Here is an 18,948-nt window from a genome sequence, read left to right on the forward strand (position 1 = left end):
GTCCGGCGCGGCGTTGGGCCCACGACAGGGCTACACCGTGGTTGTCATTGTGTCGGGGCGCCTGTGGCCTGCTTCCATGCGGAATTGCGGAGCAGGCGTAGGCCATTGAGGCCGACGATGACGGTCGAGCCTTCGTGGCCGGCGACGCCCAACGGTAGTGGCAGGTGTCCGACGAGGTCCCAGACGACCAGGACTGTAATGAAGGTGGCGGCGATGGCCAGGTTGGCGACCACCACTCGCCGTGCGCGCCGGGACAACGCGATGACGGCGGGGATGGTGGTCAGGTCGTCGCCGACCACGACGGCGTCGGCGGTCTGCAGGGTGAGGTCGGAACCTGCTCCACCCATGGCGATTCCGGCGTGCGCGGCGGCCAGCGCGGGGGCATCGTTGATTCCGTCGCCGACCATGGTGACCCGCCCGCCCTGGGCTTCCAGTTCGCGTACGGCGGTGACCTTGTCCTCGGGCAGTAGCCCGGCCCGCACCTCGGTGATGCCGACCTGCCCGGCGAGCTGGGCGGCAGTGGCAGAGTTGTCGCCGGTGAGCAATACCGGTGTGGCCCCGGTCAGTGCGGTGACCGCCGCGATCGTTGCGGCGGATTCGGGGCGCACCTGGTCGGTGATGCCGAGCACCGCGACCGGCTGCTGCTCACACAGCACGACCACGGCCGTGCGTCCGCTCTGCTGTAACCGGTCGACCGCTGCCGCGGCCGCGGCTGCGTGCACCGACTGCGTGTCCTCGGCCGAGTTCAAGAGCGCCGCAGGAGAACCGACCTGGATGAAGTGGCAGTCGACCAGTGCGGACACGCCACGGCCGGGGCGGGCGGTGAACTCATCGGCCACCGGCAGCTCGAGTCGCCGGGTACGGGCCGCACGCACCACCGCGGCGGCCAGGGGATGCTCGCTGGGGTGCTCGGCGGCAGCGGCAAGGCGCAGGATCTGCTCCTCGGTGAACGAAACACCCGGCATCACACGGATATCGGTGAGCTCGGGCGCGCCCCGGGTCAAGGTGCCGGTCTTGTCGAACGCGACCCGGTTGGTGGTGCCGAGCTGTTCCATCACCACGGCGGACTTGACCAGCACGCCGTGGCGTCCGGCGTTGGCGATGGCAGCCAGTAGCGGTGGCATGGTCGCGAGAACGACCGCACAGGGCGAGGCGACGATCATGAACGTCATGGCGCGCAACAGTGAAGGCTGCAGGGCTGCACCGAACAGGAGCGGGACGATGAAGATCGCGAGGGTGAGCGCGACCATGCCGAGCGAGTAGCGCTGTTCGATTTTCTCGATGAACAGCTGTGTCTCGGCCTTGGTGCGGCCGGCCTCCTCGACGAGGCCGGCGATACGGGCGACGACGGAGTCCTCCGCGCGACGGTCCACCCGGACCCGCAGCGCGCCGGTGCCGTTGAGGGTTCCGGCGAACACCTCGTCGCCGCTGGTCTTGTCGACCGGCATCGATTCGCCGGTGATGGTGGCCTGATCGACCTCGCTCGCGCCGTTCACGATCTCGCCGTCGGCGGCGATACGGACGCCGGGCCGCACCAGGATCACATCACCGATCTCGAGGTCCGCGGCTTCGACAGTCTGCTCGTCACCGCCCGGGAGAAGTAGGGTCGCGGTGTCGGGGGCCAGATCCAGCAGTCCCCGCACCGAGTCCTCGGTGCGTGCGGTGGCGAGGGCTTCCAGGGCGCCGGAGGTGGCGAAGATGACGATCAGCAGCGCGCCGTCGAGGACCTGCCCGATCGCTGCCGCGCCGATCGCGGCGACGACCATCAGTAGGTCGACATCGAGGGTCTTCTCCCGCAGCGCCTGAAGTCCGGCCAGGCCGGGCTCCCATCCGCCCGCCACATAACAGGTCAGGTACAGCGCCCAGGACAACCATGCGGGTGCGCCCAGCCCCTGCGCCGCGAGGCCGACCAGGAACAACGCCGATGCGGCTGTGGCCCATCGTATCTCGGGCAGCGCGAACAGCCGGGTGCGCCGCCCCGGCGCCGGGGCGGCGGTGGGTCGGGTGGGTGTGGCAGTGGACGAAGCCACGGGACTCCTCATGGTCGGGGGTAGGCACTCGACAATACCAGTACATATGAAGAGGTCTTCATTAATACCTGTGAGATAGACTCCCGGCATGGGACACGGGGTAGAGGGCAACGACCGGCCGGTCGCACGCCTGGATGCCGAGTCGGCCGCGCACGTGGCGACCACACTGCAGGCATTGGCGACCCCGAGCCGGCTGCTGATTCTCACCGAGCTGCGCCAAGGTCCCCGGCCGGTCACCGACCTCGCTGAGGCGGTCGGCATGGAGCAGTCCGCGGTCTCGCATCAGCTGCGGCTGCTGCGCAATCTCGGCCTGGTCACCGGCACTCGTACCGGGCGCAGCATCGTCTACAACCTCTACGACAACCACGTCGCCCAACTCCTCGACGAAGCCGTCTACCACAGCGAGCACCTGCGGCTCGGACTCGCCGATCGGCCCGAAACCGCCAGTTGACCCTGCTCGGCCGGGTCGGGTGCTCGAGACGCAGGAGACCCGGCGATCCTGTCGGGAAGTGCGGTGGGGTGGTCGGATGACGCTCGGTTTCTCGTCGCCGCTGGTGAAAGGAGGCGTCAGCGGCGCGTTGGATGTGCTGGTTCGCGTTCCTGGCGGTCGAAGTCACCGTGTCGGCGGTGGGTAGTCGTGTCCTCCGGTTGTGTGGCGAGGGGGAACTGCTGGCTGGTTCCGGCGGCGGGGTCGTCTTGCTGTTCGCCCCGGAGGGCTTGTTCGCCTGGCTGCGATCGGTCGAGGCGGTGCAGCGCGATGGCCGCTATTGCTCCGATGAGGCCGAGCCCGGCCCACACTGCCCACTCCGCCCCGGCGGCGCGCGCGGCCCCGACTGCCGCGCCGGTGGTGAGGTTGCCGGCCAGGATTCCGATTCCCACGATCGTGTTGTAGAAGCCGTAGTGGGTGGCCACCAGTTTTCCGCCCGCGAGCGAGACGACGGTATCCATTTCGAACGGGAATACCGCGGCGGTCCCGACTGCGAGCACGGCCGTCGACAGGAGCAACGCGACGATCGCCGCGGTGACGCCGAATGGTCCGGGTCCGGGCACGACGAGTAACGGTAGAAACGCGGCGGCCAGTATCGCCATGCCCACTGCCAGGCTGCGTCCGGTTCCCCAGCGCGCCTCGAACCATCCGGTGATCCGCAGCTGCCCGGCTACGGCGACGACACCGGAGACGACGAACAGCGCCGAGACCAGTACCTGGGCGTGCTCGCCTGCGAGGAATTCGGCCTGGAGGGGCAGGGCCAGGTACACCTGGAACGACAGCACATACGAGCCGATCATCGTCAGCGAGAACAGCAGGAAGCGGCGGTTGGCCGCTACCGCGCGCCAGTCCTGCAGCACCGACGTCTGTTCGGCGGGCTTCTGCTCGCGGCGGGCGGGGAGGGCCAGCAACTGTGCGATGGTCAGGGCCGCGAATACGACGGCTGCGGCCGCGGCGGTCACCCGGAAGTCGAGAAACATCAATGCCAGACCGACCAGGGGACCGGCCAGGATGCCGGCTTGGTAGAAGATGTTGAAGACCGCGAAGGCTTCGATGCGGCGTTCGCCGGTGTCGGCGGCCAGATAGGCGCGTACGGCGGGGTTGAACAGGGCTCCGGCGAATCCTGTTGCGGCGGAGGCGATGAGTAGCGCGGGCAGTGAGGTCGCGAATACGAGCAGGGCGAAGCCGCCGGTGCGCAGGAGGCAGCCCGCGACGATCAAGGGTTTGTAGCCGAGCCGGTCGGCGAGGGTGCCGCCGATGAGGAACATGCCTTGCTGGGAGAAGTTTCGTACGCCGAGTACGAGGCCGACTGCCCAGGCTGCCAGCCCGAGTGGTCCGGCGAGGTAGCCGGCGAGGTAGGGCATCAGCATGTAGAAGCCGAGGTTGATGCCGAACTGGTTGATCATCAGTAACCGGGCGGCGAGGTCGAAGCTGTGGAAGCTCTTCAGTACGGTCACGATTCGCCCTTTCCGGTGTGCGGGTCGATGATGGTGGTGCAGCGGGTCCACGAGTTCACCGCTCGTTCGCCCGGGTGCGGGATGACAGCTGGTTCGATCGGCGGGCTGGTGGCGAGCAGGCCGTGTTCGCGGCAGTAGTCGTCGTTGTAGATGGTGTCGAAGTAGCGCTGGGGACCGTCTGGGAACACCGCGGCGATTCGTGTGTCCGCCGGCAGAGTGCGTGCGGCCCATCCGGCGACCAGTGCCACGGCTCCTACGCTCCATCCGCCCGTCGCATAGTGGGTGCCGGCCAGCGCCCGGCATGCCCATACCGCTTCCGCCGGCGCTACCCAATGCACTTCACCGAAGGCGGGATAGTCGACATTGCGGGGGAAGATGCTCGATCCCAGTCCGCGCATCAGCCGCGGGCCGGCGGGCTGGCCGAAGATCGTGGAGGCCACCGTGTCCACGCCGATCAGCTTCACCTGCGGATTGAATCGGCGCAGCACCCGGGCCACGCCGGCCGAGTGGCCACCGGTGCCGACCGCGCACACCAGGACATCGATCTCACCGAGCTGTTGCTGCAACTCCAGGCCCAGGGATTCGTATCCGTCGACGTTATCGGGGTTGGTGTACTGGTCGGGGCACCATGCCCCGGGTTCGGCCGCCATGAGTTCGGTGACCCGATCGCGGCGCGCTTGCTGCCAGCCGCCGCTGGGATGGGGTTCGGTCACCAACTCGACATGGGCGCCGTAGGAGGCGAGCATGCGTGCCACGATCGGCTCGAGCCCCGGATCCGTGACGACTGTGACGGGGTGGTGGTACACCGCCCCGGCCAGCGCCAACCCGAGCCCGAGAGTGCCGCTGGTGGATTCGATGATGCGTGCCCCTCGCGGCAGGTCTCCGCGTTGCGTCGCCCGCTCGACCATGTGCAGGGCGGGGCGATCTTTCATCCCGCCGGGATTGAAGCCCTCGAGCTTCGCCCAGAATCCGCGGTCGGCCGGGGCCAAAGGCGCGCCCACCCACAGGACCGGGGTATTGCCGACAAGCGAACTGGATTCCCGTACCGGAGCTGGTGGGCTGAGTACTCCAGCGGCTGCTTCGGCGGGTTTGCCGAATACGACGTTATTCATGATTGTCGCTTTCTGTATCCGAACCGCCGCACAGGGCGGTGTAGACGGTGAGCAGGCAGCGAACACCGGCCGGCGACACACCGAGTCGCGGCCTGGCGCTGACCGATCAGCGTCGGGAGATACAGAAATTCGTGAGTATGGCTTGCCCGTTCGACACGGGTAGTGCGGCGACGGGAGGACCGCGGATCCCACGAGCGGCGGTGAAAATCAGGGCGATGCCGCCCACGGCGGTCGCGGCGAGCAGCACCAGCCACAGCAATGGCGAAATCGTCGCGCCGCCGGAGGGCAGCAACGCCTTCTCGATGCAATGGATCATGTGCTGATCACAGTGGTCGGTGAGCCCCCCGCTCATCGCGTGCGGGGAATGGCTGTGCGAGGCGAGGGCGACCTGAACGGCTGCCCCCGCGGCGGGATGTGTGTGCTCGTCTTGCCGGTGCAGGGTGCAGTCGATCAGCGGGGCAACGAGCAGCACCGCCATCAGCAGTCCCACCGATGCGCGCCGCAGGCGAGCGGAAATATTCACCGCGGACCACTCGGGTCCGGGCGCCGGCGGCCGAGTGATAGCGCTGCGGTCTCCGGAGATGGTGCGCCGGCCACGCGGTCTCGAACGCCGCCTGAGCGTTCACGCTGGATATCGGTGTATTCGAACGTCCTGGTCACCTGCGCCACCTCCTCTCGTCACCCATTGTTCTCGCGGCGAAGGCCGCATCGGCGAAGCAACACTGCAACGGTCGCGAAACAACCTACTCGCCAGACCCATCCTGCCTCGCCTTCCTGCGCCCAGGGCCACCGATGGCGCCGACCGTGGGAAGGGTGTCCCGGCGTCCGGCGCCGGCTCGGCGCGCCGACCGAAGATGAATCAGCCGGCGTACCGCTGCACCAGCTCCGGGTCACGGACCTTATGCGTTCCGCGAAGTCAGGTGATCACTCGGTAACCGGCGGCTTCCACAGCGTTCGCGATGGTCTCGGGGTCGACCTCCCGAGCTGATTCGACGGTGACCCGGCCGGTAGCCGGATCCGCGTCGACGCCGGTGACCCCGTCGAGGACGCCGAGCTGGGTCCGGACTTTGGAAGCGCAACCGCCGCAGGTCATTCCCGCAACGGTGATGGTCGAAGTACTCATATCGTTTCCTGTCGATCCGGGGAGTCCGCGTGCCCATCCGTACTCGTGATCGCCGGGCCGCGGGAGGAACAATTCCACCTCACTATACCCGTACGGGGTATATGTAGCGAGTGGAGTCGCTGAGACGATCGAGGTCCGGTCGTGACTCGGAGACCGGGCGAGCCGCATGCAAAATGCCTCCCGTGCTCACAGCGGGCGTGGCGTACATGGGCGGACACCGCGAGAACACTGGATCGCGAGGCGTGCCGGACTTGCATGGGGTGGGGGTGGACCACCAGGGGCGGCCCCCGGGTGGCGGCTCGGCATCGCTTTGTGTAGTCCGTGGCCATGGAATGGCCACGGAAAGGTGCAAGCCCACGTGCATGGACGCGCCGGATGGGGGTACGTCCATGGCCCCACGCGCAAGTGGTGATAGGAGGTGGCACCGATGATGGAAATGTGCATGCAGATGATGAACATGGCGCGGAACTGGTGGAACGGCATGTTCCCAGGAATGCCTATGTCCATGATGTAGCGGACAGATCCGGCGGTCACGGAGCTGAAATATTCTCCGTGAGCCGAATCTCCGGCATGAAATAGTTCAACGCACCGCCGCCTGCTTCGGCGTCGATGGCCGCGCTGCGCGACGGCAGCCATGAACTGCGGTGAAGATCGAGGTGGATCGTAAGCGGCCGCGTCTCCGTGCGGCGGCCTTGGGGCGAAAAGGACACCTCAGGCGGCCAGCGCGGTCGGCCGCTCCGTTCGGGGCCAGTGCGGGTGCTCGGCATCGATGACGAACACGTGGGTGTGCAGGAAGTGGCGTTCGTCCACGCGGACCGCGTCGCCCACCCGGGCCGGGTCGATGGTGCCGACTTCGTGCAGGTGGGTCAGTTCCGCCGGGTCGTTACGCGGCCACATCCGCAGCGCCACCGTGATCCCGGCGCCGGCGAGCACGGCCAGCACCGACCAGGTCATGGTGAAGCCGGCTGCGGTACTCAACCATCCGGTGAGCGGGTAGGTCAGCAGCCACGCCAGGTGCGATAGCGAGAACTGCGCGGCGAACAACGCCGGCCGGTCCGCGGGCTGCGACGACCGCCGCAGCACCTGCCCCGTCGGAGTCAGTACCGCCGCCGTGCCCACCCCGACGACCGCCCACACCGCGACCGCGGCGCCCCAGCGCCATTCACCCCCACCTGCGGCCGACAGTGCGATAGCCGACCCCAGCCCGGCGAGCAGGGTGACCGCACCGGCCATCATCACCGGCCGCGCACCGAGGCGTTCGAGGACCCGGGGCAGCGCCGGCGCGACGAGCATGGTGCCGAACCCATTCGCGGCCAGCAGCATCGCCACCCCGGACTGCGTTCCACCGAGAGTGTCGCGAACGTAGTTGACTGTGTTGACCATGATCACCGAACCCGCGGCCGCGACCACCAGATTCAACCCGAGCAACCCCCGCAACCGCGGCGTCGCGGCGAAAATCCGCATACCCACCGTGATCCGTTCCCTGAAACTGCTCCCGGCAGAGCCGGCGCCCGTATCCGGGATGCGAGTCGTGACCACCAGCAGCGCCGAGACCACGAACCCGATCGCGGTGCCCACAAACAACCAGTGGAAACTGATCACCGCCAGCGCCGCCGCGGCCAACATCGGACTCAGCAACGTCTCCATCGTCGCGGCAAGCTGAGCGGCCGACAACGCCCTGGTGTAATCCCGCTCATCCGGCAGGATATCGGGGATAACAGCTTGGTAGGTCGGGGTGAACGCAGCCGAAGCGGTCTGCAGGACCGCGATCAGCACATAGATCTGCCACACCTGATCGATGAACGGCAACGCCAGCACAACCCCGGCCCGGACCACATTCAGAGCGACCAGAAACAGCCTGCGCGGGAACTGGTCGGCGTAGGCGGCCACGATCGGCGCGACCGTCACGTATACCAGCATCTTGATCGTCAACGCGGTACCGAGCACCGCGGCCGCGTCCGCGCCGGCGAGTTCATAAGCCAGCAGACCCAAGGCGACAGTGGTCAGACCCGTACCGAACAGGGCCGAGACCTGGGCGGTGAACAGTCGGAGGTAGTCGCGGTGGGAGAACAACGAGGCAAACATCGTGCGGGCCTTTCTCCCCAGCTTCTGCGTAGCTTAATATCTACGTATGTATGCAGATAACCGGAAGGTACGGACGCCTATTCCCGACCACGAACTGAACTTGGCGGTCGACGTCTTCCGGATGCTCGCCGACGCCACACGCGTCCAAGTGCTGTGGGCCCTGGCCGATGCCGAGCTATCGGTCAACGAACTTGCCGAGTACGTCGGAAAACCCGCTGCCTCGGTCTCCCAGCACCTGGCGAAACTGCGCCTTGCTCACCTCGTCCGCACTCGCCGCGCCGGAACCACCGTCTTCTACAGCCTGGAAAACGACCATGTCCGGCAACTGATCACCGACGCAGTCCACAACGCCGAACATGCCGGTCCGGATTCGCCGGCCCATCATCGCCGGGGAGCCGAAGTGCCTTCGACCAGCCATCACATCGACGGGGAGAACGCCGGCTGACGGTGTGGGAATGCGTGCCACCGGTCAGGCGTGCACGTCGGTGGCCGTGTGTGTCGCGAGTTGCTGCTCGCGTGGTCGGTCCGGGCGTGATCCGCTGATCGGGAGCCGCCGGGGAAGCGGCGCTCGTGATGAGGCGGCGCCAAAGGCCTGGGCGTGGCCGTCTACACAGTCGGGCCGGCTGTGGGGCCACTGTGGAAGTTTGCTGGTCGCGCGCTCCTGAGGCGCGTTGTACGGGGAACGGGCGCTCGCGCGCGGCACGGCGTGGAAGAGGAGTGTCTCTAACATGCGGAGCCGTCATCTGTGACAGGAAAACGTGCGGAGAGGGCGTGTAGAGGGCCTCGAGCACGGATTCCTGTCATAAATGACGGAAATTCGTGCCGGAGTGGTGCGCGAGGGGGGACTTGAACCCCCACGTCCGTGGACACCAGAACCTAAATCTGGCGCGTCTGCCAATTTCGCCACTCGCGCTGGATGGTACGACCGTCCAAACTCTACCGGGCCGCGGCGAGATCGCGAAGACGTGGGCCGGGGTTTCGTACTGGCCGGTAACCCCACCTGGGATTATAACGATTTCATAACTCCCAATATGAGGAGTGCTCATGTTTCGTCGCGGTAAGGAGTTGTCCTCACCTGCGGGTTCAAACATGAGGGAGGGTCATGTTTCGGAGGATTCTGGTACGTGAGTACATGAATACCGGTGGGTAAGCGCCCTGGTCGGGGGCAAACGTGAGGATTTCCTCATGATTTTGTGCCATTCTCGCCGTTATCAGGCCGGTGAGCGTGGAATGTCCATGCGCGGGCCGGGAGCCGGGGAAGTCTCCGCAGACATGTCGCCACGAGAGAAAGTCGAAGCGTCTTGACGATTAACGAGAGCACTGCGTCCGGTCCCGGATTCCGGGAGAACGCGACCTCGGGCCGGACTGTCTCCGAGACGAATCGCACGCCGCTGCTGGACCGGTTGCGAGCCGGAACCCCCTACGCCTTGGCCTTCGGCGGGCAGGGCGCCAGCTGGCTGGGCGAACTGTCCGAGATCGCCCGCGACGCCGCGCTGGAGCCGGAACTGACCGCGCTGGTCAACGAGGCGGCCGCGCTGCTGGGTCCGGTGGCCGATCAACTGCTGACGGTGCGCCCGATGGGCTTCGACCCCGTGGCGTGGATGCTGGAGGACGATCTCGCCGAAGACGACGCCGAGATCGCGGACGCGCCGTCGGAGCGCGTACTGCGCTCGGCAGCGGTGTCGATGCCGGGTGTGCTGCTGACCCAGCTCGCCGCGCTGCGCGCACTGCGGTTACAGGGACTGGACCCGGCGGAGTTCGCGCCGGTCGCGGTCGTGGGGCATTCGCAGGGGCTGCTGGCCGCGACGGCAGTGGCGACCTGTGGGCAGCGCGATGCGGAAATGCTGGCGATCGCTCAGCTGGTCGGCGCGGCGGCCGGGCTGGTCGCGCGCCGGCGCGGGTTGATGCCGGTGGGTGACCGTTCGTCGATGGTCGCGGTGTCGAATATCGACCCCGACCAGCTGCGCGCCGTGCTCGCCGAGGTCTTCGCGGATACCGACCCGGCGGCCGCCGCCGTGCTGTCGATCCGCAACGGCCGGCGTCGGGTGGTGCTGTCCGGTACCCCGGATGCGCTGCTGCGGGTGCAGCAGCGATGCGAACAGCTGCACGCCGAACAGGACCGCGAACGGGCCGCCAAGCAGCGGGGCGGTGCGGTGTTCGCGCCGGTGTTCGAGGACCTGGACGTGGATGTGGCGTTCCACCATCCGGCGCTGGGCGACACCGTCGATCTGGTGTCGGGATGGGCCACGCAGTGCGGGCTCGATACCGAACTGGCGGGCCGGATGGCGCGCGACATCCTGGTCGAGCCGGTCGACTGGGTCGGGACCGTGGACGAAATGGTGGCCGCGGGCGCGGAATGGATCCTCGACCTCGGCCCCGGCGACCTTCTGACCCGGGTGACCGGTGGTTCTCTCAAGGGCCGCGGCGTGGGAATCGTCGCGGCGGCGACCCGCGCCGGACAGCGCGGCCTGCTGACTCCGGGCGCGGCGCCGGAGGTGGCGCTACCGTGGTCGGCCTTCGCGCCGCGGCCGGTGCGGCTGCCGAACGGGCGGATCGTGGTCGAGACCGCGTTCACCCGGCTCACCGGACGTTCGCCGGTCCTGCTGGCGGGAATGACCCCGACCACGGTGGACGCGAAGATCGTCGCCGCGGCCGCCAATGCCGGGCACTGGGCGGAACTGGCCGGTGGCGGTCAGGTGACCGAGCAGATCTTCGCCGACCGGGTCGACGAGCTGAAGGAACTGCTGCACCCGGGCCGGCAGGTGCAGTTCAATTCGCTGTTCCTCGACCCCTACCTGTGGAAGCTGCAGCTGGGCGGTAAGCGGCTGGTTCAGAAGGCACGCGCGGCGGGCGCTCCGTTCGACGGTGTGATCGTCACCGCCGGTATTCCGGAGCTCGAGGAAGCCGTCGCGCTGATCGAGGAACTGACCGAGGTGGGTATCAGCCACGTCGCCTTCAAACCGGGCACGGTGGCGCAGATCCGCGCGGTGCTGCGGATCGCCGATGCGGTGCCGGACTACCCGGTGATCATGCATATCGAGGGCGGTAAGGCCGGTGGGCACCACTCCTGGGAGGACCTGGACGATCTCCTGCTCGAAACCTATGCCGAACTGCGCACCCACGGGAACGTCGTGGTCTGCGTCGGCGGCGGGATCGGGACCCCGGAGCGGGCCACCGAATACCTGACCGGGGCCTGGTCGGCGGCGCACGGATATCCGGCCATGCCGTTGGACGGTGTACTGGTGGGAACCGCGGCGATGGCGGCTCTGGAGGCGACCACCGCCCCCGAGGTGAAGCAGCTGCTGGTCGACACCCCGGGAACCCCGGACTGGGTGGGCGCCGGAACCGCCAGTGGCGGTATGGCCTCGGGCCGTAGCCAGCTCGGGGCCGATATCCACGAGATCGACAACGCGGCGTCGCGGACCGGCCGGCTGCTGGACGAGGTCGCGGGTGACGCGGAGGCGGTCGCGCAGCGGCGCGACGAGATCATCGGCGCCCTGAACGCCACCGCCAAACCGTATTTCGGTGATGTGGCGGCCATGACCTACCTCGCCTGGCTGCAGCGCTATGTGGAGCTCGCGGTCGGGCAGGCGGGCCGGGCGGACTTCGATTGCGGAACCGATCTGGGTGAGGCGATCGCCGATTCGACCCGCTCGGTCTGGCTGGACAGCAGCTGGCGGGAGCGTTTCGCCGAGATGCTGCGCCGGGCCGAGGCCCGCCTCGCGCCCGCCGATCGCGGCGAGATCGATTCGCTGTTCCGCGACGAGGACCTGGAGAACCCCGCCGCGGCGCTGGCCGCGTTGCGCGAGCAGTACCCGGCGGCCGAGCAGACCCTGCTGCACCCGGCCGATGTCCCGTTCTTCGTCACCCTGTGCAAGACGCCGGGTAAGCCGGTGAACTTCGTGCCGGTGGTGGACCAGGATGTGCGGCGCTGGTGGCGCTCGGATTCGCTGTGGCAGGCCCACGATCCGCGGTACTCGGCCGATCAGGTGTGCGTGATCCCGGGCACCGTGTCGGTCGCCGGCATCACCCGGGTCGACGAGCCCGTCGGGGAACTGCTGGACCGGTTCGAGCAGGACGCCGCCTACGCGCTGGTGCGCGACGGTGTCGTCCCGGCAGCGGTCGACGCGCGCCGGGTCGCCGCGGTGACCAGCGGGCCGATCGATGTGGTGCTGGCCGCGCCCGATGTGAACTGGTCGGGCCGGGCGACGGTCAATCCGGTGCACCGGCTGGGCGATCTGCACGAGTGGACCGTGGACGAAAAGGGTGCGGTACATCCGCCGACCGGGGCCACGCTCGTCGAGACCGAAGGCCCCGAGCCTGAACACTCCTACGTGGAACTCGCCGTTCCGCTGTACGCCGGGCACAGCGTCCGGATCCGAATCACCGTGCCGGTGTCCGTGTACAACGGTGGCGCGCCGGTGGTGACCGAAGCCGACGCCGATATCGCCATGTCGGCGCTGCTCGGCGTCGCCGCCGGGCAGACGCTGCCGGAGGTGAAAAACTCTGTCGCGCACGTCAATCTGGCCTGGACGCCGGATCTGATCGCCGACCACGCCGGGGTCACCGGGGCCGGACTGCCGGCGAATCTGAGTACCCTGGGCCGCACGGTGCCGGACGTGCTGGTGGGTGCGTGCTGGCCGGCGGTGTTCGCGGTGCTGGGCGCGGCGCGGACCGGCGCCGATACCAGCGTGATCGAAGGCATGCTCGACCTGGTGCATCTGGACCATCGGATCGAGTTGCTGCGCGAACTGCCCGATGTCACCAGCATTCTCGTGGTGCGGGCGGAATCCGGCACCGTGGTCGACACCGATCTCGGCCGGGTGGTCGAGGTGGAGGTCACCGTCGGCGAGATGCGTGACCAGGGCCTCGACGTGGTGCCGCTGGCCCGGCTCGCCGAGCGGTTCGCCATCCGCGGCCGCACCGGCGCGGGCGAACTGACCGATCCGCCGCGGGCCGCGGGCACCGTGAGCGCGGACGCCACCGAGACCCCGCGGCGCCGCCGCCGGGATGTCGCGATGGTCGCGCCGCGCAGTATGGCGGCGTTCGCCTCCGTCTCCGGGGACCACAACCCGATCCACACCAGTGACGCGGCGGCGAAACTCGCCGGGCTGGGCAGCCCGATCGTGCACGGTATGTGGCTGTCCGCGGCCGCGCAGCACGCGGTATCGGCGGTGGACCCGCAGGCCTCGGTCCCGGCGCGCACGCTGACCGCGTGGACCACGCGGTTCCTCGGCATGGTGCGCCCGGGCGCGGAAATCGATGTGCGGGTCGAGCGGGTCGCCGTCGACTCCGGGGACGAGATCATCGAGGTGTCCTGCCGGGCCGGCGGGGACCTGGTGATGACGGCCACGGGCCGCACCGCCGCGCCGAAGACCGTCTACGCGTTCCCGGGCCAGGGAATTCAGCGCAAGGGGATGGGCCTGGACGCCCGCACCCGGTCCAAGGCCGCGAAGGCGATCTGGGACCGCGCCGACAAGCACACCCGGGAGGCTCTCGGCTTCTCGATCCTGGCCGTGGTGCGGGACAACCCGACCTATCTGAAGGCCCGCGGTGTCGAGCACCGCCACCCGGACGGTGTGCTGCACCTGACCCAGTTCACCCAGGTCGCCATGGCGACCCTCGGTGTCGCCCAGGTGGCCGAGCTGCGTGAAGCCGGTGCGTTCGTGGAGGGTTCGCTGCTGGCCGGGCATTCGGTGGGGGAGTACAACGCCCTTGCCGCCGTTGCGGGTGTGCTGCCGCTCGAGGCGGTGCTCGAGGTCGTGTTCCAGCGCGGCTCGGCCATGCACGAACTGGTGCCGCGGGATGCGCAGGGCCGCAGCGATTACCGGATGGCCGCCATCCGTCCGTCGCAGATCGGACTGCCGGACGACGAGGTGATCGACTTCGTCGCGGGCATCGGTGCGCAGGCCGGGGAATTCCTCGAGGTGGTGAACCTGAATCTGCGCGGTGCGCAGTACGCGATCGCGGGTACGGTCGCCGGGCTGGAGGCGCTGGAGACCGAGATCGACCGGCGCCGCGAGGAATTCGGCGGTAAGCGCGCCTTCATCCTGGTTCCCGGTATCGATGTGCCGTTCCATTCGACCGTGCTGCGCAAGGGGGTGCCGGAGTTCCGCGGCAAGCTCGAACAGCTGCTGCCGGAGGAACTGCGTCCGGAGGTGCTGGTCGGACGCTATATCCCGAACCTGGTGCCCCGGCTGTTCTCGCTGGATCGGGCGTTCATCGCCGAAATCGCCGACTTGGTGCCGTCCGAACCGCTGGCCGCCGTGCTCGCCGATTTCGACTCCTGGTCGCAGCGGCCGAGCGAACTGTGCCGGGTCGTGCTGATCGAGCTGCTGGCCTGGCAGTTCGCCAGCCCGGTGCGGTGGATCGAAACCCAGGATCTGCTGTTCGGCGATCTCGATGTGGAGCGGTTCGTGGAGGTCGGGCTGGGTGCTACGCCGACCGTGGCGAACCTGGCGAGCCAGACGCTCAAACTGCCCGATTTCGCCACCGCCACAGTGGAAGTCCTCAATATCGAGCGTGAGGCGGCGGTCGTCTACTCGACCGATACCGATCCGGCGCCCGTCGAGGAACCGGCCGAAGAAGTCACCGAGGCACCCGCCGCGGCCGCGGCCCCGGCCGCCGCACCTGCTGCCGCCCCGGCGGCCACCGGCGGACCGCGGCCGGACGATATCGCCTTCACCGCCGCGGACGCGACCAGGGTCCTGATCGCCTTGTGGACCAAACTCCGCATCGATCAGATCGGTCCCGTCGACACCATCGAGGGCCTGTGCGACGGTGTGTCCTCGCGCCGTAACCAGCTGCTGGTCGACCTCGGATCGGAACTGTCGCTGGGCGCGATCGACGGTGCCGCCGATGCGGATATGGGCGCGCTCTCGGCCACTGTGGAACGCCTGGCCCGCACGTACAAGCCGTTCGGCTCGGTGCTCAGCGACGCGATCAACGACCACCTCCGTAAGGTGTTCGGCCCGTCCGGGAAGCGGCCCGCCGCGATCGCCGAACGGGTGAAGAAGGTCTGGGAACTCGGTGACGGCTGGGCCAGCCACATCACCGCCGAGGTATCGCTCGGCACCCGGGAAGGTGCCAGCGTGCGCGGCGGCGACCTGGGCGGGCTGGTCTCCGGCGCGCTCACCGACGGCGCCTCCGTGGATGCCGCCGTCGACGCGGCCGTGCAGGCCGTGGCCGCGCGGCGCGGTGTCTCGGTATCGCTGCCCAGCGCCGGTGGTTCCGGCGGCGGCACGGTGGACGCCGCGGCTCTCGGTGAGTTCACCGAGCAGATCACCGGCAAGGACGGTGTGCTGGCCTCGGCCGCGCGCCTGGTGCTGGAACAGCTCGGACTGAACGAGGAGGTCTCCGCGCCGGAGGCCACCGAGGACAGCCTGGTCGATCTGGTCTCGGCGGAGCTGGGGTCGGACTGGCCGCGGCTGGTCGCGCCGGCCTTCGATGCTCGCAAGGCGGTGCTCATCGATGACCGGTGGGCCACCGCGCGTGAGGATCTGGCCCGGTTGTGGCTGGGCGACGACGCCGACGCGGCGCAGCTGACGGTGGCCGGTTTCGCCGGTGCCGGAGAAGCCGTTGCCGCGCAGGCCGACTGGTGGCGGCAGCGGGCCGTGCACGAGGCGCGTTCGGTCCTGGCCGGACATTACGAACGGATCGCCACGGCCGCGCGGGACAGCGCGGACGCGGGCGAATGGACCGGTGAGATCGCCGTGGTGACCGGCGCCAGCAAGGGGTCCATCGCCGCGGCGGCGGCCGGGCAGTTGCTGTCCGGTGGCGCGACCGTGGTCGTCACCACCTCACGGCTGGACGATTCCCGGCTCGGTTTCTACCGCGAGCTCTACCGCGCGAATGCCCGCCAGGGTGCCGCGCTGTGGGTGGTCCCGGCGAATATGGCCTCCTACACCGATATCGACGCGCTGATCGATTGGATCGGCACCGAGCAGGTCGACAATGCCGGTGGCGCCAAGATCAAGACCAAGGACGCGTTCACGCCCACCCTGCTGCTGCCCTTCGCGGCGCCGCGGGTGGCCGGTGACCTCTCCGACGCCGGCGCGCGCGCCGAAATGGAGATGCGGGTACTGCTGTGGTCGGTCGAGCGGCTGATCGGCGGGCTGTCGAAGCTGGGCGCCGATCACGATGTCGACGCGAAACTGCATGTGGTGCTGCCCGGTTCGCCCAACCGCGGCCTGTTCGGCGGTGACGGCGCCTACGGCGAGGCCAAGGCCGCGCTGGATGCCGTGGTTGCCAAATGGCGGGCCGAGAAGTCGTGGTCGGCCCGGGTCACCCTGGTGCACGCGCTGATCGGCTGGGTCCGCGGCACCGGGCTGATGGGGCACAACGACCCCATGGTGGACGCCGTGGAGGCGGCCGGCGTGCAGACCTGGTCCACCGATGAGATCGCCGGTGAACTGCTGAAATGGGCGACCGAGCGGGCCCGTGCGGTGACCGCTTCCGGCCCGCAGCAGATCGACCTCACCGGCGGGCTGGCCGAGGCGAAACTCGATCTGCCGGAGTTGGCGAAGCAGGCACAGGAGGCCGCGGACGCCGAAGCGTCCGAACCGGCCGCCGAGCCGACCACACCGCGGATCGCCGCGCTGCCCGCCCCGCCGACCCTGTCCTCGGCGCTGCCGGTGCCCGAATGGGGCACGGTGACTGCCGATCTCGCCGATATGGTGGTCATCGTCGGTGCCGGTGAGCTCGGACCCTACGGTTCCGCGCGGACCCGGTTCGAAATGGAGGTCGCCGATGAACTCTCGGCCGCGGGCGTCCTGGAACTCGCCTGGACCACCGGCCTGGTGACCTGGGAGAACGATCCGAAACCGGGCTGGTACGACGCCGAATCCGGCGACTACGTCCCCGAATCCGAACTGGCCGAGCGCTATCACGACACCGTGGTGGAACGCTGCGGTATCCGGCGCTACGCGGACGACGCGGCCATGGTCGACAACAGCAGCCCGCTGATGACCTCGGTCTTCCTGGACCAGGACCTGTCGTTCACCGTCGGCGGCGAAGCCGAGGCCCGGGCCTTCCACGCGGCGGATCCGGAGCATACGGTCATCACCCCGATCGCCGATTCCGGCGACTGGACGGTGACCCGTAAGGCCGGCACCGAGATCCGGGTGCCGCGGCGCGCGAAACTGTCGCGTACCGTCGGCGGCCAGATCCCGACCGGCTGGGATCCCACCGTCTGGGGTATCTCCGCCGATATGGCGTCCTCGATCGACCGGGTCGCGCTGTGGAATATCGCCTGCACCGTCGACGCGTTCGTCGGTTCCGGCTTCAGCCCCACCGAGCTGATGAGCTGGGTGCACCCGAGCCTGGTGGCCAACACCCAGGGCACGGGTATGGGTGGGATGTCGTCGATGCGTTCGCTCTACATCGACAACCTGCTCGGCGAACCGCGGCCGAACGACATCCTGCAGGAAGCCCTGCCGAATGTGGCGCTCGCGCATGTGGTGCAGTCCTATGTCGGTAGCTACGGCGCGATGGTGCATCCGGTCGCTGCCTGTGCCACCGCCGCGGTCTCCGTGGAGGAAGGCGTCGACAAGATCAAACTCGGCAAGGCCGAGGTCGTCGTGGCCGGCGGTTTCGACGATCTGGGGATCGAGGGCATCGTCGGCTTCGGCGATATGTCCGCGACCGCGGACTCGGCGGCCATGAGCGCCAAGGGAATCAGCGACCGCTACTTCTCCCGGGCCAACGACCGCCGGCGCGGCGGGTTCGTCGAATCCCAGGGCGGTGGCACCGTGCTGCTGGCCCGCGGTGATATCGCGCTCGAACTCGGACTTCCGGTGCTCGGTGTGGTGGCCTACGCGCAGTCCTACGCCGACGGCGTGCACACCTCGATCCCGGCGCCCGGACTCGGCGCGCTGGGCGCGGGCCGGGGCGGCCGGGAATCCCGGTTCGCCGCGGAACTGCGCAAACTCGGTGTCGGACCGGACGATATCGCGGTGATCTCCAAGCACGACACCTCCACCGCGGCCAACGATCCGAACGAGTCCGAACTGCACGAGCGGCTGGCCGCGGCCATCGGCCGCTCCGACGGTGCGCCGCTGTTCGTCGTCTCGCAGAAGAGCCTCACCGGGCACGCCAAGGGTGGCGCGGCGGCCTTCCAGCTGATCGGCCTGTGCCAGGTGCTGGAAAACGGTGTGGTGCCGCCCAACCGGAGTCTCGACTGCGTGGACGACAAGATGCGTGAGTACCCGCATCTGGTGTGGTTGCGTGAGGCGCTGCGCTTCGGCGACCGGTTCCCGCTCAAGGCGGGCCTGGTGACCTCGCTCGGCTTCGGCCACGTCTCCGGCCTGCTCGCGGTGGTGCATCCCGAGGCGTTCGTCCAGGCGATCGAACCGGGCCGGCGCGACGACTACCAGCGGCGGGCGCAGGAACGGCAGCTGGCCGGCCGGCAGCGCATCGTCGAGGCGATGTGCGGCGGCGCCGCGCTCTACGAGCGGCCGGGCGACCGGCGGCTCGGCGGCGACGGCACCCCGGCCGCGCAGGTCCGCGGCCTGGAAGCCGAGGTGCTGCTGTCCGAGAGTGCGCGGCTGGGTGCCGACGGCGTCTACCAGGTGGACGGAGCCGGTTGCGAGACCGGGCAGTTCATCGGTGGCGGTTCGGATGCCGCCGCGGCCGGCACGCCGTAGGCTGCGCCACT

The 18,948-nt window shown here is 68.8% G+C and carries 9 protein-coding genes and 1 tRNA gene; 3 read left to right on the top strand and 7 right to left on the bottom strand.

Going from position 1 to position 18,948, the window contains the following annotated elements:
* Positions 1-44: 44 nt before the first annotated feature.
* Entirely contained in the window at positions 45-2,042 is a 1,998-nt protein-coding gene (locus tag ACIA75_RS08155) for a heavy metal translocating P-type ATPase (protein WP_397101376.1), read from the bottom strand.
* 76 nt (positions 2,043-2,118) lie between these two features.
* Between ACIA75_RS08155 and ACIA75_RS08160 the strand changes: the two genes are divergently transcribed.
* Positions 2,119-2,481: an ArsR/SmtB family transcription factor gene (locus ACIA75_RS08160; RefSeq protein ID WP_397101378.1), complete on the top strand. Its 363-nt coding sequence runs from the start codon at positions 2,119-2,121 to the stop codon at positions 2,479-2,481.
* A gap of 116 nt (positions 2,482-2,597) precedes the next feature.
* Here ACIA75_RS08160 and ACIA75_RS08165 read toward each other — a convergent pair whose 3' ends face one another.
* The 5 genes from ACIA75_RS08165 to ACIA75_RS08185 form a co-directional block, all read right to left on the bottom strand.
* Positions 2,598-3,923, bottom strand: coding sequence for an MFS transporter (locus ACIA75_RS08165; RefSeq protein WP_397103407.1), 1,326 nt, complete (start codon positions 3,921-3,923; stop codon positions 2,598-2,600).
* 47 nt (positions 3,924-3,970) lie between these two features.
* On the bottom strand, positions 3,971-5,086 hold the full coding sequence (locus ACIA75_RS08170) for a PLP-dependent cysteine synthase family protein (protein ID WP_397101380.1): 1,116 nt from the start codon (positions 5,084-5,086) through the stop codon (positions 3,971-3,973).
* A 106-nt stretch (positions 5,087-5,192) separates the two neighbouring features.
* A complete protein-coding gene (locus ACIA75_RS08175) occupies positions 5,193-5,564 on the bottom strand; it encodes a hypothetical protein (protein ID WP_397101382.1) in 372 nt (123 codons plus the stop codon).
* Between the two features lie 438 nt (positions 5,565-6,002).
* Positions 6,003-6,209: a heavy-metal-associated domain-containing protein gene (locus tag ACIA75_RS08180; protein WP_397101384.1), complete on the bottom strand. Its 207-nt coding sequence runs from the start codon at positions 6,207-6,209 to the stop codon at positions 6,003-6,005.
* 711 nt (positions 6,210-6,920) lie between these two features.
* Positions 6,921-8,294: an MFS transporter gene (locus tag ACIA75_RS08185; protein WP_397101386.1), complete on the bottom strand. Its 1,374-nt coding sequence runs from the start codon at positions 8,292-8,294 to the stop codon at positions 6,921-6,923.
* Positions 8,295-8,340: 46 nt separating this feature from the next.
* Here ACIA75_RS08185 and ACIA75_RS08190 point away from each other — a divergent pair, with 46 nt between their 5' ends.
* Entirely contained in the window at positions 8,341-8,739 is a 399-nt protein-coding gene (locus ACIA75_RS08190; RefSeq protein ID WP_397101388.1) for an ArsR/SmtB family transcription factor, read from the top strand.
* Positions 8,740-9,122: 383 nt separating this feature from the next.
* Here ACIA75_RS08190 and ACIA75_RS08195 read toward each other — a convergent pair.
* Positions 9,123-9,207, bottom strand: a tRNA-Leu gene (locus ACIA75_RS08195).
* A 388-nt stretch (positions 9,208-9,595) separates the two neighbouring features.
* Here ACIA75_RS08195 and ACIA75_RS08200 point away from each other — a divergent pair.
* Complete coding sequence (locus ACIA75_RS08200) at positions 9,596-18,937, top strand: fatty acid synthase subunit beta domain-containing protein (RefSeq protein WP_397101391.1); 9,342 nt, start codon at positions 9,596-9,598, stop codon at positions 18,935-18,937.
* Positions 18,938-18,948 lie beyond the last annotated feature (11 nt).

The organism is Nocardia sp. NPDC051750 (genome assembly GCF_044453135.1).
Lineage (GTDB): Bacteria > Actinomycetota > Actinomycetes > Mycobacteriales > Mycobacteriaceae > Nocardia.